This is a genomic window from Streptococcus sp. oral taxon 056 str. F0418 (assembly GCF_000220065.1).
Lineage (GTDB): Bacteria > Bacillota > Bacilli > Lactobacillales > Streptococcaceae > Streptococcus.
Map to the genome: position 1 here is coordinate 996,794 of NZ_AFQU01000001.1, position 13,983 is coordinate 1,010,776.

Genomic DNA, 13,983 nt, shown 5'->3' on the forward strand with positions numbered 1-13,983 from the left:
TATTTTGTCTATTAGAGAAATTTACTATCCTTGATTTCTATCTTTGTCATTGTTCCTCCTTCTTTTTTGTGTTAAAATATTGTCATGAAAGCTAAAAAAATCATTTTAACAACTGCTGCTCTTTTAGGAGCAGGTGCACTTGCTTTTGGAGCTAGAAAAATAGTACAAGAACAAGAGCAAACTAAAAAACGAGAAGAAATTGTTGAACTCGTTCGTAACTTCTTTGCAAGCCAGGGAAAGATTGCAACAGTCTATGTCCAGCTTTATGAATCAAACAATGATCGTTTGGTAGGAGGAGTCGTTCTAGAAGACGACCGACACTTTACTTTTGTCTATGAAATGGGGCAACTTAGCTACGAGGAGGAAGCATGATTATTCCTGAAAGCATAGAAGAGCTAGCAACTTATATCCACTCAGAAAATAAAGTCGTGTTCTTCTTCACGGCAGATTGGTGTGGAGATTGCCTCTTTATCCAGCCTGCTCTAGCAGATATTGAAGCAGAAAATCCGAGTTTCACCTTTGTCCAAGTAGATCGTGATGCTTATTTAGAGGTAGCAAAAAGCTGGGATATTTATGGAATCCCTAGCTTAGTCGTGCTAGAAAAAGGACAGGAAATCGGTCGCCTGGTCAATCGAAATCGAAAAACGAAAATGGAAATTAATGATTTTTTAGCAACCTTATTATAAAAAATGGAGAGAGAAATGATTTTTACTTATAACAAAGAATTTGTTGGGGATGTTTTGATGGTCATTGTCGCTGACAATGAGGGAGCAAAAGTGACTTTTGAACGCAAAGGAAATGTTACACGTATCTTCCGAGAAGATACACAACAAACGATTGCTTGGAATATTTTTCAAGTATCTGAATACTTAGACATCAACCAAGTTGGTCAAGTGACTCTAACCGACCAAGATGTGGCAAAACTCAATCAAGAGTTACAAAAAGAAGGTTTCGCTGAGGAACTTATCAATGACCATAAACCAAAATTTGTTGTCGGAGAAATTGTTGAAATGGTGGCACATCCAGATAGCGATCATCTCAATATCTGCCAAGTACAAGTTGCTGCAGACAAAACTGTTCAAATCGTTGCTGGCGCTCCTAATGCTCGAGTAGGACTAAAGACCATCGTCGCCCTACCTGGAGCCATGATGCCAAAAGGTAATCTTATCTTCCCTGGTGAGTTGCGTGGTGAAAAAAGCTTCGGTATGATGTGTAGCCCACGTGAGCTACAACTACCAAATGCCCCTCAAAAACGTGGCATTATCGAACTTTCTGATACAGAGACTGTCGGTACCGCTTTTGATCCAGCCAGACATTGGCAGGGATAAAAATATAAAATCGTGAATGGTGAAATCCCTCAATCGTTAGATATTCTATCTAATTTTTTGAGTTGAATACAATTTTTCACGATTTTTTTATTTCTCTTACGAATAAATAGGTAGGAGGAAAATAAATGTACAATAAAGTTATTATCATTGGTCGTTTGACGGCCACACCAGAATTGCATAAAACAAACAACGAAAAGTCAGTTACACGAGCAACTGTAGCCGTAAATCGCCGCTACAAAGATCAAAATGGTGAACGTGAAGCCGACTTTATTAATATCGTTTTTTGGGGCAAACTTGCTGAAACACTGGCTAGTTACGCTAGTAAGGGTAGTCTCATCTCTCTTGATGGAGAATTGCGTACACGTCGATATGAAAAAGATGGCGTCACGCATTATGTCACAGAAGTGCTTGGGCATGGTTTTCAACTTTTAGAAAGTCGTGCCCAACGAGCTATTCGTGAGAATAATACTGGAGCCGACTTGGCAGATCTAGTCCTTGAAGAAGAGGATCTTCCTTTCTAAGTCACTGTATTTCAAGGAAGTAATGTAAACTCTCCTACAGGTGCCGAACCAAAACTACTCAGTTATTTTAAAATTTATACTTCTATAATTAGATTGAAATTCCATAAAACATTAAGCTGCGACACTCTTGTCCAGCTTTTGTACTTCTTCATAAAAATATGCCATATATTCGCTCTTTGTAAAGCATTTTATATTCTTAGTCGCTTCTATTCCCAAAATTTGATTATTTTTGTTATAATGCTTAGCAGAGGTGAAAATATACATGAAAAAAATTGCTTTTGATTCAGAACAATACTTAAACTTACAGCGCGACCATATCTTGGAGCGCATTAATCAATTTGAGGGCAAACTTTACATGGAATTTGGTGGCAAAATGCTGGAAGATTTCCATGCTGCCCGCGTCCTGCCAGGTTATGAGCCGGACAATAAAATCAGACTTCTTAAAGAACTCAAAGACCAAGTAGAGATTGTCATTGCGATTAATGCCAATAACATCGAACACTCTAAAGCACGTGGTGATTTAGGCATTTCCTATGATCAGGAAGTGCTGCGGTTAATCGATACCTTTAACGAGCTGGATATTTTTGTCGGCTCCGTAGTCATCACCCAATATTCTGGTCAGCCAGCCGCTGATCTCTTCCGTAGCCAATTAGAAAAAAATGGTATTGATTCTTACATCCACTACCCAATCAAGGGCTATCCGACTGACATGGATCATATCATCTCACCTGAAGGTATGGGGAAAAATGACTACATCAAGACTAGCCGTAATCTGGTAGTCGTTACAGCACCTGGACCTGGCTCTGGTAAATTGGCTACTTGCTTGTCCAACATGTACCACGACCAAATCAATGGCATCAAATCAGGCTACGCCAAGTTTGAGACTTTCCCTGTTTGGAACCTGCCATTGCATCATCCAGTAAATCTAGCTTACGAGGCAGCAACAGCAGACCTCGATGATGTCAACATGATTGATCCTTTCCACCTGCAAACCTACGGTAAGACTACTGTCAACTACAACCGTGATATTGAAATCTTCCCAGTCCTCAAGCGTATGCTGGAACGTATCCTTGGAAAATCACCTTATGCTTCTCCAACGGATATGGGGGTCAATATGGTCGGTTTTGCTATCGTGGATAACGATGCAGCAATCGAAGCTTCTCAACAAGAAATTATTCGTCGATATTATCAAACCGTCGTTGATTTCAAAGCCGAACGTGTTTCTGAATCAGCTGTTAAAAAAATCGAACTTTTGATGAACGATTTAGGTATCACGCCTCTTGATCGTAAAGTAACCATCGCTGCGCGTGCTAAAGCTGAATTAACAGGAGATCCTGCCCTTGCCCTTGAATTACTAAGTGGTGAAATCGTAACAGGTAAAACATCTGAGCTTTTTGGTCCTACCGCTGCTGTATTGATTAACGCTATTAAAAAGTTAGCCAATATCGCTAAGGAGACCAAGTTGATCGAACCTGAGTATGTCAAACCAATTCAAGGCTTGAAAATCAATCATTTAGGTAGTCGTAACCCTCGTCTACATTCAAATGAAATCTTAATGGCTCTAGCTATCACAGCCATGGAAAATCAGGATGCTGCCCGTGCTATGCAACAACTTGGCAATCTCAAAGGCAGTGAAGTGCATTCTACAGTTACTTTAACCGACGAAGATAAAAATGTTTTACGTAGATTGGGCATCAACGTCACTTTTGATCCTGTTTATCAGTATGACAGACTATATAGAAAATAAAAACAAGCTCTGTTAAAAGCTTGTTGAGAGGAGAGTGGGACAGAAATCGGTAATTCGTTAGAATTCGATTTCGTCGTCCCACCTCCGCACAGTTGAGTAGGGCTGTAAAAGTTGATGAAATCAGCGTAGTAGAGCCCACTCAACCACTGCGTCTTGATCGACAATCCAAAGACAATTGAGAGGCTAGGACTTTTGTCCCAGCCTCTTTTTTGTTAATAACGCTTGGACAGGAGAAGACGCAAGAGATAGTAAAGTCCCAAAACTAGGATAACGGTCAAGGTCAGAAACTGATTGAGACTTAAGATGATTGGGAAAATCATAGATAAAACGCTCAAGCACGCTGCCAGCAGCAAAAGGATATTAAAAAGCAGAGTACGAGTCTTTTCTTCAATCATGCGATTGCGCTCATCAGTCACCTGAATGTAGAGATTCTCAAAATTTTCCTCCCGTCTTAGGGCCAGATTATACCGAATAGTCATCAAAGAAAGCCCCAACAGTATGCCGACCAAGACTCCTTCCTGCTGATCATCCAGAGAATGAAAGTGACTCCAGGCCAGTCCTACCAAGATGATAAAGGTTAAGATACGTCCCACGATAACTTTCCTTTGAAGTTTTTTCCTAAATTCTTGTTTAGTTAATATTTCCATGTCGGCCTCCTATTTTTCATATGCTTGAAACATTTTCAAGATCGCCACAATCAGGAATATTCCCACAAAAGGCAGAATTTCCTTAGGGATAAAATTGGCTTGCAAATGGAGATAAGATAAGCCAACTACCACCAAAATAGCCAATATCCATTTACACAAATAAGTACATTTCATGATTCATCCTCCTCAAAGAGAAACACTTCTTCAATTCTTAAACTGAAAAAGGATGCAATTTTATGAGCCAAAAGGAGCGAAGCATTGTAGCGGCCCTTTTCCAAAGAAATAACCGTTTGTCTCGTAACCTCTAGCTTCTCAGCCAGCTCCTCCTGGCTGAGCTTTTTTCTTTTTCGTAATTCTTGAATTCGATTTTCCAAGGCTGCCTCCTTCTTGAAATGTAAAACAAGCTTTACTTTTCAAATATAGTATAGTCTCCTTTACATCTTTTGTCAAGAAGAACGCGGCAAAAAAAGGACTGAAAATTTAAATATTTCAGTCCTTTTAGCATCTTGATTGATTTCCTTTGTTATTTGCCTTTTAAGGCTACAGTCAACTCAACGCAAGCTCCTCCTTGGTCTGGATTGAACAGGGTCAGACGACCACCATGCAAGAGAGCGACCTGCTTAGAAAAGGCTAAGCCGATACCATGATGGGGATTTTCAGAATTGCGACTTTGGTCACTCTGGTAAAAGAGCTGTTCCGCTCCCCGCAATACCTCCTCTGAAAATGCTGGGCCGTTGTTCCAGATAGTAAAAACCAACTGGTCCTGTTGTAATGATACCGTCAGCTTCACTTCTTTTTGGTCTTGGTCAGCATGTTCAAGCGCATTCAGTAAAATATTGAGCAAAGCCCGCTTGAGATAGTCCAAATGAATGGACAAAATCAGACTAAGATCACAATCTTCTTGAAGGTAGAAACGATAGCTTTCCTGTTTGCTGAACAGTGCCCAGTCGTCCTGTAGAGAAGCCAAAAAGTCCTCCAAGGAGAGCTGACTGAACTGATTAGAATCAATCTGAAAGGTCTTAGCGTAATCAATCAAAGAACCACAATACTCTTCCATCTTGTGACTAGCCTGCAAAATCTCAGTAGTATAGTCTGCAAGTGGTTGGCTCAACTGCGCCAATTCCAAGAGCTCAGCATTCCCCTTAATCACAGTTAGTGGCGTTTTCAAATCGTGCGATGTCGCTGATAGCTGGAGAATCAACTCCTGATTATGCTGCTGCTCTTTTTCTAGAAGACAAGCATTTTCTTGGTGGCTACTCCGCAAATCGCCATAGACCTCTAGCATCTCCTCAATCCGAAATAGTTTGCTTTGATTTTCTTCTAAAAGCTTCTCGCTTGTTAGCATTTTTATTTCCCGATTGATTTTTCGGAGCAATTTTAAAATATGATAAAAAGTAATCAGGAGCAAGCTTCCTGCCCAAAAGAACAAGGTAAAAAGAACTTGCTTGCCACCTTGAGAAAATTCATAGCCTATCAATACAAAAATCAAAACATGAAAAAAGACGATTTTCAAACTGGTTGTCCAGACTAAGCTTTTGAAATTTCGGGTCCTAATTGCCATCTATAGCCTACTCCTCTCACTGTCGCGATTGCTTGTAGCCCTTCTTGTTTGCATTTTTGACGAATCTGATAGACGTACTCTGAGATGGAGCGAAGCTGTGTTTCTGAGCTTTCTGGGTAAAGTAAAGTATGCAAGCGTTCAGCTGAAAAGGTCTGCTTGGGATTGCTAGCTAGTAAATGCAGCAATTTAAACTCTCGCTCTGAGAATTTCAAGACTTTACCAAAACAGGCAATTTCATAGCGCTCTGGATAAAATTGACAAGAAGAAATTTCAGAATAGCGCTCCTCACGTCTTTCCTCCCGCCGAAGATGCGCTCTGACACGCGCCAGCAATTCTTTGGTTCCAAAAGGTTTGACAATATAGTCATCTGCACCACGAAAGAGCCCTTCCACCTTGTCCGCCTCCAACTCCTTAGCCGTCAGAAAGATGATGGGGCACGAAAGATGAGGACGAATGTAGGAACATAGCTCAAAACCATTAACAGGCTCCATCATCACATCCAGAAGAATCAAGTCATATCCGACAAAATCCGTCAGCTCTAGCTCTTCTATCCGATCAAGCGTCATCACGTCATAAGCATCGATCTCTAGGACACTTTTCACCAGCTTTAAAATGCTCCGGTCATCATCAACCACCAAAATACGATACTGTCTCATAATCTCCATTATAGCATACCTCTAGCGAACATCTCGTTTCAAGGTTAAGAATATAGCAGAGCTCCAAACCAAGCCTAACCAGATCAACTGTATTCCCAGCCCAGATAGATCTATTGAATGCTGAAGACCTTCATATTCAAAAAGATTTAGCGTAGCCAGATCGGGCAGGTATTTTGCTTCTTTGATGAAGGTTGCCAATAAACGACTGAGACCAATCAAGAGAGGAAAGAGTACCGACACCGGCACAACCCAAGATTGAAAGAACAAAGCGAGTCCAGCAGCTAACAGAGCCAGAAAAAGATTGCTGAGAAGACCAAAAGAGCTGTAATAGAGGAATTTCCCCAGTAAGGACCAGCTAAAGTCTAGGTCAAATCGAGCCAGCATAACAAAGAAACAGCTACTTATAATGACACTATAGAGAACCAAGAGCAACAAGCTCAAAAATGAGATTTTCCCAGCCAACCAAGCCCTTCTATTTGATACGGTTAGAAAATTCGTTCGCATCCCTGACTTGACAAACTCTTGTGCAAAATAGAGCGAAGTAAAGATAACGACAACAGGCTGTGCCAGATAGAGGGCATGCAAAGCCTCACTCAGAGCCTTTGCCTGGCCAACTGCTGTCTGACTGTAGTCAAGATTCATCAGAAAAAATGGAACAGCTACTAGAGCTACCAAGGCTGCACCAAGAGCAAGATAGTAAGAACGAAACTTAATCCATTCACTTCTAAGCAAAGCTTTTATCATCAGTAGCGTCCTCCTAAATCCGTCTTCAAAAAGCGCAGAGAGGTCGCTCCACCAATGACTAGCAACCATACGCTTAGTATCAAGAGTCCTTGCAAGGGATTATTAGCATATTGAGAAGTCGGCGTTGCAACAAATAACTCTCCTGCGGGCTGTGGCAAATAAGCTCCCCAACTCGTGTGGGTAGCTAGGTAGTTTCCCAAATTATAGATCTGGGGAACAAGAAAGAGTAAGGGAAGCAACATTGTCCGCCCAAGCAATCCCAATAAAAATGACAGGAGACCCAACAATGCAGTAGCTAGTGCCTTCCATAACAGATGACTCCAGGCAGCTTGATTAAGTAAAATTGGATGTAGCCCTTCTTTTCCTAAAGCCAAGTGCATGACAATATAGCTCAAATAAATGGATAACAAGCTAATGATGAGTGAAAACAAACCAAAGGTCAATATTTTACCCACGAGTAGCTTCAAACGGTTATTACAAGCCAATAGACTGGTTCGCAAGCTGTGAGACTGAAATTCCATTGCTCCCATAATTCCAGCTAAAATGACTAAAACCATTCCCCCCATAGATGCGCCATTAAGACCTAGATATTCCAGTGGATCAATAGCTTCTGCCAGACCAGGAACCGTCTCAGGGGTCGCATCTAAACCGATAGACAGATACTGGCGTCCCTCTAGCCAGGATACGGCAGGTACCAATAACAGCATGAAGACCATGCTTACCCTGAAAGCCTTGGTTGATTGGATTTTCAACCACTCTGAATGCAATAAGGACATCGTTTCTTTCATCTTAAACCTCCTCTGTTAAGTCGAAGAAGAGCTCTTCTAAACTATCTGTTCCTTGTAATACATCTTCTAGCGTTCCCTGTTCGATAATTTGCCCATGATGAATCAAGACTACATCGTCTGTTACCATTTGTACCTCAGACAGGATATGAGAGGATAGAAGGACGGTTTTCCCTAAATCAGCCTGCTGGCGAATGAACTTTCTAAACCACTTAATCCCACTTGGATCCAGTCCATTGGTCGGCTCATCTAATATTAGAAACTGGGGATCACCTAGTAAAGCTACTGCCAACCCCAGACGCTGTCCCTCTCCTAGAGATAGGCTTGATAAGAAATCCTTTTTCTTATGAGTGATTCCAGTCATCTCCAATACCTCATCAATCCGAAACTTTGGAATGGCATTACTTGCAGCAATAATATGCAAATGGTCATAAACCTTTCGATTTGGCAGACCACCAATACCGTCAAACGCTGCACCTACCGTTTTGAGCGGATAAATCATTGACTGATAGGTTTGTCCATCAAAAGTCGCAGTCCCAGAGGTCGCTCGATCTAATCCCAAAAGGATCCTCAAAGTCGAGCTTTTCCCTGCACCATTATGCCCTAGAAAAGCCGTAATGCGACCACTCCTAGCTGTAAAAGAAATATCCTTTAAAATTTGCTTGTCTCCATATTTTTTAGAAACACGATCAATTTTTACAATATGTTCCATACTGAACTCCTTTTCTTTATTTGACTTCATTTTACAATGGCAAGTTCAGAAGAAAATCAGACAAGAAAAAAACTTGCCTTAAATGACAAGTTTTTGAGTTTATTTTTCCACTTCACTCCAGAGCTTGCGGATACTTTTTTTCTGAACGGGATCTACAAAATGCGGAGCGATTTCCAACAAAGACTGCAAAACAAACGCTCGCTCAGCCACATAAGGATGCGGAACAATCAAGTCCGGACTGAATATTTCCTGTTTTCCTATGTAAAGAATGTCCAAGTCAATCACACGCGGTCCCCATTTGATCTCCCGCACACGCCCTAAATCTTCTTCAATAGCCAAGAGCGTTTGCATTAATTCCTCAGGATTGAGCCAGGTTTCAACTTCAACAACTTGATTGAGAAACGGATCCTGCTCAACTCCCCCCCAAGGCTCTGTCTCGATACAGCTTGATGCCTGCAAAACTCTTATATTTTGCTCTGCCATTTTTTCTAATGCTGCACTCAAATTCGCTGACTTATCTCCCTGATTGCTACCTAGACCGATAAAAGCGGTATATTTCTCACGCTGCAGGCGAACGGAGCATGTATCCAAAGGGAGAGGAACAGGTGCCCAGGGCTTCTTGACTTCCAAACTGATCTTCCGCACCAAAGGATAGGCCAAGAAGATTCGATCGATTAGCTTATAAGCCAAGGTTTCAATCAGGTCTTCTTTACTTTCCTGACTCCATTTGACCAACTCCTGAGCTAATTCACCATAGTGAACAGAAGCTGTCAAGTCACCTGATTTCGCAGCTCGCGTCATATCATATTCCAAGATAAGGTCTAAGACAAAACGTTGCCCCAACTCTTTTTCAGCTGCAAAAACGCCATGGTAAGCATAGACTTCCAAATCTTTAATCCGTAGCTGATCCATTCATTTCCTCTTTCTTTTTTGAGATATAAGCTCTGACCTGTGCTAGAAAATACAGCGAACCAGTGATCAGAAGCACTTCTTTATCTGTATGTTGCTCCTGTAAATATGTGTCTAGATACTCCTGCCATGCTTGATATGAAAATCCTGTCTGTCTAGCTTGCCTCCTCATATCTGACTCTGATACTGCACGATCATCATCAAAGGATGTCAATGTGACAGATACATCTGCTTGAGTAAACAACTGCAACATCTCATCTAGTGCTTTGGTCCGAATACAGGTAAATAAAACCTGCTTATCATATGAAGAAAAACGCTCTCGAAAAGAATGTAACACAGGCCTTAAGGCATGCGGATTATGAGCTCCATCTAGAAAAATTAACGGAGTATCAGCTATTTTTTCCATTCTTGCTGGCCAAACGATGGCTTTAAGCGCATCATCAATCTCTTCCTTACTCAATAGAGCTAGACCTTTTTGTTTACAATACAAATCACAAATTGTAATCGCTAAGGCTGCATTTTCTACTTGATAATAACCTAAAAGAGGAGTTTGATAAATGTGAAGGGGACGTTGCTCTGTCTGTAGTGAGAACTCCTCACTCATTGTTTCACTTTTTTTCCAGTCAACTTGATAAGCCGATCCGTATAGATAAAGAGGAGCATTCTTATCCTCTGCAATTCGGCAAATGACTTCTAGCGCTTCTGCTTCAATCTTTCCTGTCACAACTGGTACATTGGGCTTTATAATCCCTGCTTTTTGCTCTGCTATTTCCCCAAGAGTTGATCCTAAAAGTGCAACATGGTCCAGGCCAACCGTTGTAATGGCTGTTATATCTGGATGACAAACATTCGTTGAGTCTAAAAGACCACCCATTCCCACTTCTATAATAGCAACATCCACCGCTTGATGAGCAAAATAATCATAAGCCAACGCTGTCATAATCTCAAACTCTGTCACACCTTGCAGAGAGTCATTTTGGCTCTGTTGAGAAAATAGATCTTGGTAAACCTGCAAATGATGATTCAACTCTTGAGTTGAAATGGCTTGACCATCGATAGCAATTTGCTCATTATAAGAAGTAATATAGGGTGATGTAAAGGTCCCTACACGCAATCCTCTAACTCGCAAAAGCTCTCTAAGTGTGGCAATTGTTGAGCCTTTACCATTTGTACCAGCAATATGAATGATCGAAAGCTTTTTATGGGGATTTCCACGAAGAGCTAACAAGGTGTTCATTCTCTCCAGACCAAAGTTCGGTTGTTCCGTTCGATAATGGGCAATCCAACTTAAATCTGGTTTCTCATTTGTCATTTTCATCTTATTTGTACTGCCTCAAAGTTAAATCTTCTGCTCCTTGAGCTAAGCGAATGGCATCGCCAATCTCTGTTGCCATTTTGTGATAAGAAATATCATGCACCCGTAACATCTCTACTCCAAGACTTGCTGCAATACTGGTCAGATGGCTAGAAGCAATATCTCGATTTTGATAGCCCAAATCTGTCTCTGGATCCACCTCAATACCTGCATCTTCTAAGATATTTACCACGAAACGCTTACGTGAAACTCCAAGAAAAATTGGAAAACCTGCTTGATGAATCTCGTGAAGATGCTGTAGCAAAATCAGATTTTCTCGCTTAGTTAAGCCAAATCCAATGCCAGGATCCAGCATAATCTGACTACGCTCAATGCCTGCCTCTTTCGCTTTTGCTAAAGATTTGTCAAGAAAAGCCCACATTAAATCTACAATATCAAAGGTAGCAAAGCGAGTCAATTCTTCTGCTGAAAAAACATCTTGAAAGCCAAACTTAGGAAAAATCGTTGCGCTTGTATGATGAGGTCTAGCCATAACTGGATTAAACATCAGAATAGCACCAGCAGAAGCTTCTGCTACTACTTGAGCCATTTCCTCATCTCCTAGTAATCCTGTAATATCATTAACAATATCTGCACCAGCCTTTAAAGCTGCTTGAGCGACTGATGCCTTCCAAGTGTCCACCGATATTACAATATCACTTTCTTTTCGAATCGCTTCAATAACCGGCACTACCCGCTGAATTTCCTCTTCTACTTCAACATAATGGCTACCCGGTCGAGTTGATTCCCCACCAATATCAAGCATATTGGCACCTTGAGCAATTAGATGGCGCGCCTGAGCTACAGCTGTTTCAATCGTATTATATCTCCCACCATCCGAAAAGGAATCTGGCGTAACATTGATAATCCCGCACAGGCCTGTTTTTCCATCTGGAGTTAGCGATTTTAGATACAATCTATTCTTTGTCATCTCTATTCTCTCATCAAATGTATTTACTTACATTTTATCACATTTTTCATAGAAAAAAGAGAGCAAACCAAGCTTTGAGAAATTTGGTTCGATCTCTCTCGTGTTTTATATTCAAACAAAAAATAGCATAGAGGCATGCTCGTTTGACTGCGCCGCTTTTTACTACATTAAAAATAACATAAGAACAACAGCTATTCCATTTCGTAGCATGTGAGCGAGAATGGACATCTCCAAGCGATCTGTCTTATGAGCCACATAGGCAAACACTGCTCCCATTCCTCCATAAAGAATAAAACTACCAATGTTCGTCGGACCATGGAAAAATCCAAATAGGACCGCACCTACAACATAGCCCACGACCTGATGCTGTGCAAATAGTTTCTTTGGAATCAACCCACGAAAAATAATCTCTTCCATAATGGGAGCCCCGATAACAATGCTGATAACACTGATAATTTTAGGAATCTGCTGCGTAATTTCGGTCACCCTTTCCTGATTTTGAGGAATAATAGGTGCACCTTCCAGCTGCATGACAATCGCTGCTAAAATCCCAATCGCAAAACTCGCAAAATAAGATAACACTAGTAGCTTAACTGATGAGCCATTAAAGAAACTAAAATCAAAAGTAAGCAGATTTTCTTTTTTTGCAACATACAAAAACAAAGAGATGATTAACCCGTAAACAGCAATCACGATCAGTGTATTGAGCAAGGATTGCTTATTATCCATTGATAAAATGACTAGAAACGGAACCTGAGTCAAGACAACTGCAAGCCCAATCATAACAATATATTTTAATTTTTCTAAAAAGAATTTCATCTAATCTCCTATCTGTAAAAAAAGGGCTTATTTTCTAGCCCTTTATTCTTACTTTTTAAAACGTTCTACATCACGCGCAATCACTAGCTCTTCGTCTGTTGGGATAACCAAAACTCTGACTTTTGCATCTGGTGTTGAGATGTCTCCATACTGACCAAAGACGTTTTTTTCTGGATCAATATCACAACCAAACCAAGAGATCCCATTGATTACTAAATCACGAATCGTCACTGAGTTTTCCCCGATACCTGCTGTAAAGATAATCGCGTCTGCACCATTTAAAACAGCCAAGTACTGACCAATGTATTTTTGAATGCGATCAACAAAAATATCGTTAGCTAATTTCGCTTTTTCATCGCCCATCCGCATGGCTTCATGGATATCACGCATATCGCTTGATTTTTCTGAAACCCCTAATAAACCTGACTCACGATTCAAAATGCGACTGATGTCTTCTGGAGTATTGAAATCATCTGTATACTGCATGAGATAAGGAATAATGGCTGGGTCAATATCACCTGTTCGTGTCCCCATCATCACACCACCAAGTGGAGTGAAGCCCATAGAAGTATCAACAGATAAGCCTTTATCAACAGCAGTAATGGATGCTCCATTTCCGATATGACAAGTGATGAGCTTCAATTCTTCAAGTGGTTTTCCTAAAAGTTTTGCAGCTTCATGAGCGACATACTCATGACTAGTACCATGAGCACCGTACTTACGTACCTTATTTTCTGTATAATATTTCGTTGGTAATGGATAGCGATAAGCTTTTTCTGGCATCGTCGTATGGAAGGATGTATCAAAAACAACCACACTTGTAATATCTGGTAGTAACTCTTTAAAAGCACGGATCCCTGCAGCGTTTGCCGGGTTATGAAGCGGTGCTAAGAGAGACAATTCTTCAACTTCCTGAATGACTTCTTCATCCACCAAAGCAGAATCCTTAAAGTACTCACCACCAGCCACGACACGATGTCCAACACCTGTAATTTCATCGTAAGATGCAATGATGTCAAAGCGCATCAAGTCGTCCAACAAAATTTTTACAGCCTGTGTATGGTCTGTAATATCTAGCACTTGCTTTTCTTCACGACCATCAAATTTTACCGTTGAAATAGAATCTTTAAGACCAATCCGCTCAATCAAGCCTTTGGCCAAAACTTTCTCTTCTGGCATTAGGTAGAGCTGCCATTTCAAACTAGAACTTCCTGCATTTATTGCGATTGTTTTAGACATATTTCACCTCGTTTAAGCGTTTTCAGGTTT

The 13,983-nt window shown here is 40.8% G+C and carries 18 protein-coding genes; 5 read left to right on the top strand and 13 right to left on the bottom strand.

What is annotated here, in order from left to right; translation table 11 throughout:
• Positions 1-84: 84 nt before the first annotated feature.
• From HMPREF9182_RS04925 to HMPREF9182_RS04945, 5 genes are all read left to right on the top strand, one after another.
• Entirely contained in the window at positions 85-372 is a 288-nt protein-coding gene (locus HMPREF9182_RS04925; RefSeq protein ID WP_009754634.1) for a DUF4651 domain-containing protein, read from the top strand.
• The gene (locus HMPREF9182_RS04930) at positions 369-686 is read left to right on the top strand and encodes a thioredoxin family protein (protein ID WP_009443106.1); all 318 of its coding nucleotides are present in this window, start codon (positions 369-371) and stop codon (positions 684-686) included. Before HMPREF9182_RS04925 ends, HMPREF9182_RS04930 begins: the two co-directional genes overlap by 4 nt.
• Positions 687-701: 15 nt before the next feature.
• A complete protein-coding gene (gene ytpR / locus HMPREF9182_RS04935) occupies positions 702-1,328 on the top strand; it encodes a YtpR family tRNA-binding protein (RefSeq protein ID WP_009754370.1) in 627 nt (208 codons plus the stop codon).
• 125 nt (positions 1,329-1,453) lie between these two features.
• The gene (locus HMPREF9182_RS04940; RefSeq protein WP_009443998.1) at positions 1,454-1,849 is read left to right on the top strand and encodes a single-stranded DNA-binding protein; all 396 of its coding nucleotides are present in this window, start codon (positions 1,454-1,456) and stop codon (positions 1,847-1,849) included.
• Positions 1,850-2,111: 262 nt separating this feature from the next.
• Positions 2,112-3,596, top strand: a complete 1,485-nt coding sequence (locus HMPREF9182_RS04945) for a DUF1846 domain-containing protein (protein ID WP_009443585.1) — start codon at positions 2,112-2,114, stop codon at positions 3,594-3,596.
• Between the two features lie 212 nt (positions 3,597-3,808).
• Here HMPREF9182_RS04945 and HMPREF9182_RS04950 read toward each other — a convergent pair whose 3' ends face one another.
• From HMPREF9182_RS04950 to HMPREF9182_RS05005, 13 genes are all read right to left on the bottom strand, one after another.
• Positions 3,809-4,243 carry a hypothetical protein gene (locus HMPREF9182_RS04950; protein WP_009754920.1) on the bottom strand — a complete coding sequence of 145 codons (435 nt, stop codon included), beginning with the start codon at positions 4,241-4,243 and terminating at the stop codon, positions 3,809-3,811.
• A 9-nt stretch (positions 4,244-4,252) separates the two neighbouring features.
• Positions 4,253-4,417, bottom strand: a complete 165-nt coding sequence (locus tag HMPREF9182_RS10485) for a hypothetical protein (protein ID WP_009443631.1) — start codon at positions 4,415-4,417, stop codon at positions 4,253-4,255.
• Positions 4,414-4,617 carry a helix-turn-helix transcriptional regulator gene (locus tag HMPREF9182_RS04955; RefSeq protein ID WP_009754627.1) on the bottom strand — a complete coding sequence of 68 codons (204 nt, stop codon included), beginning with the start codon at positions 4,615-4,617 and terminating at the stop codon, positions 4,414-4,416. Before HMPREF9182_RS04955 ends, HMPREF9182_RS10485 begins: the two co-directional genes overlap by 4 nt.
• A gap of 149 nt (positions 4,618-4,766) precedes the next feature.
• A complete protein-coding gene (locus tag HMPREF9182_RS04960) occupies positions 4,767-5,804 on the bottom strand; it encodes a sensor histidine kinase (RefSeq protein WP_009754857.1) in 1,038 nt (345 codons plus the stop codon).
• Entirely contained in the window at positions 5,771-6,469 is a 699-nt protein-coding gene (locus HMPREF9182_RS04965) for a response regulator transcription factor (protein ID WP_009443821.1), read from the bottom strand. The genes HMPREF9182_RS04960 and HMPREF9182_RS04965 overlap by 34 nt, the downstream gene beginning before the upstream one ends.
• Positions 6,470-6,481: 12 nt before the next feature.
• On the bottom strand, positions 6,482-7,204 hold the full coding sequence (locus tag HMPREF9182_RS04970) for a lantibiotic ABC transporter permease (RefSeq protein ID WP_009755072.1): 723 nt from the start codon (positions 7,202-7,204) through the stop codon (positions 6,482-6,484).
• Entirely contained in the window at positions 7,204-7,992 is a 789-nt protein-coding gene (locus HMPREF9182_RS04975) for a lantibiotic ABC transporter permease (protein WP_009754379.1), read from the bottom strand. Before HMPREF9182_RS04975 ends, HMPREF9182_RS04970 begins: the two co-directional genes overlap by 1 nt.
• Position 7,993: 1 nt before the next feature.
• Positions 7,994-8,701, bottom strand: coding sequence for an ABC transporter ATP-binding protein (locus HMPREF9182_RS04980; RefSeq protein ID WP_009443399.1), 708 nt, complete (start codon positions 8,699-8,701; stop codon positions 7,994-7,996).
• A 99-nt stretch (positions 8,702-8,800) separates the two neighbouring features.
• Positions 8,801-9,613: a 2-amino-4-hydroxy-6-hydroxymethyldihydropteridine diphosphokinase gene (gene folK, locus HMPREF9182_RS04985; RefSeq protein WP_009754596.1), complete on the bottom strand. Its 813-nt coding sequence runs from the start codon at positions 9,611-9,613 to the stop codon at positions 8,801-8,803.
• On the bottom strand, positions 9,594-10,928 hold the full coding sequence (locus HMPREF9182_RS04990) for a bifunctional folylpolyglutamate synthase/dihydrofolate synthase (protein ID WP_009443326.1): 1,335 nt from the start codon (positions 10,926-10,928) through the stop codon (positions 9,594-9,596). Before HMPREF9182_RS04990 ends, folK begins: the two co-directional genes overlap by 20 nt.
• 1 nt (position 10,929) lies before the next feature.
• A complete protein-coding gene (gene folP, locus HMPREF9182_RS04995; protein ID WP_009754516.1) occupies positions 10,930-11,895 on the bottom strand; it encodes a dihydropteroate synthase in 966 nt (321 codons plus the stop codon).
• Between the two features lie 162 nt (positions 11,896-12,057).
• A complete protein-coding gene (locus tag HMPREF9182_RS05000; RefSeq protein ID WP_009755125.1) occupies positions 12,058-12,714 on the bottom strand; it encodes a CPBP family intramembrane glutamic endopeptidase in 657 nt (218 codons plus the stop codon).
• 48 nt (positions 12,715-12,762) lie between these two features.
• Positions 12,763-13,953, bottom strand: a complete 1,191-nt coding sequence (locus tag HMPREF9182_RS05005) for an acetate kinase (RefSeq protein ID WP_009754281.1) — start codon at positions 13,951-13,953, stop codon at positions 12,763-12,765.
• Positions 13,954-13,983 lie beyond the last annotated feature (30 nt).

Bases quoted from the DNA above. Each gene is read 5' to 3' on its own strand.
- HMPREF9182_RS04945 (WP_009443585.1), top strand. From the start codon at position 2,112: ATGAAAAAAATTGCTTTTGATTCAGAACAATACTTAAACTTACAGCGC.
- HMPREF9182_RS04925 (WP_009754634.1), top strand. From the start codon at position 85: ATGAAAGCTAAAAAAATCATTTTAACAACTGCTGCTCTTTTAGGAGCA.
- ytpR (WP_009754370.1), top strand. From the start codon at position 702: ATGATTTTTACTTATAACAAAGAATTTGTTGGGGATGTTTTGATGGTC.
- folK (WP_009754596.1), bottom strand. From the start codon at position 9,613: ATGGATCAGCTACGGATTAAAGATTTGGAAGTCTATGCTTACCATGGC.
- HMPREF9182_RS04975 (WP_009754379.1), bottom strand. From the start codon at position 7,992: ATGAAAGAAACGATGTCCTTATTGCATTCAGAGTGGTTGAAAATCCAA.
- HMPREF9182_RS05005 (WP_009754281.1), bottom strand. From the start codon at position 13,953: ATGTCTAAAACAATCGCAATAAATGCAGGAAGTTCTAGTTTGAAATGG.
- HMPREF9182_RS10485 (WP_009443631.1), bottom strand. From the start codon at position 4,417: ATGAAATGTACTTATTTGTGTAAATGGATATTGGCTATTTTGGTGGTA.
- HMPREF9182_RS04965 (WP_009443821.1), bottom strand. From the start codon at position 6,469: ATGGAGATTATGAGACAGTATCGTATTTTGGTGGTTGATGATGACCGG.
- HMPREF9182_RS04940 (WP_009443998.1), top strand. From the start codon at position 1,454: ATGTACAATAAAGTTATTATCATTGGTCGTTTGACGGCCACACCAGAA.
- HMPREF9182_RS04980 (WP_009443399.1), bottom strand. From the start codon at position 8,701: ATGGAACATATTGTAAAAATTGATCGTGTTTCTAAAAAATATGGAGAC.
- HMPREF9182_RS04990 (WP_009443326.1), bottom strand. From the start codon at position 10,928: ATGAAAATGACAAATGAGAAACCAGATTTAAGTTGGATTGCCCATTAT.
- HMPREF9182_RS05000 (WP_009755125.1), bottom strand. From the start codon at position 12,714: ATGAAATTCTTTTTAGAAAAATTAAAATATATTGTTATGATTGGGCTT.
- HMPREF9182_RS04930 (WP_009443106.1), top strand. From the start codon at position 369: ATGATTATTCCTGAAAGCATAGAAGAGCTAGCAACTTATATCCACTCA.
- HMPREF9182_RS04970 (WP_009755072.1), bottom strand. From the start codon at position 7,204: ATGATAAAAGCTTTGCTTAGAAGTGAATGGATTAAGTTTCGTTCTTAC.
- folP (WP_009754516.1), bottom strand. From the start codon at position 11,895: ATGACAAAGAATAGATTGTATCTAAAATCGCTAACTCCAGATGGAAAA.
- HMPREF9182_RS04960 (WP_009754857.1), bottom strand. From the start codon at position 5,804: ATGGCAATTAGGACCCGAAATTTCAAAAGCTTAGTCTGGACAACCAGT.
- HMPREF9182_RS04950 (WP_009754920.1), bottom strand. From the start codon at position 4,243: ATGGAAATATTAACTAAACAAGAATTTAGGAAAAAACTTCAAAGGAAA.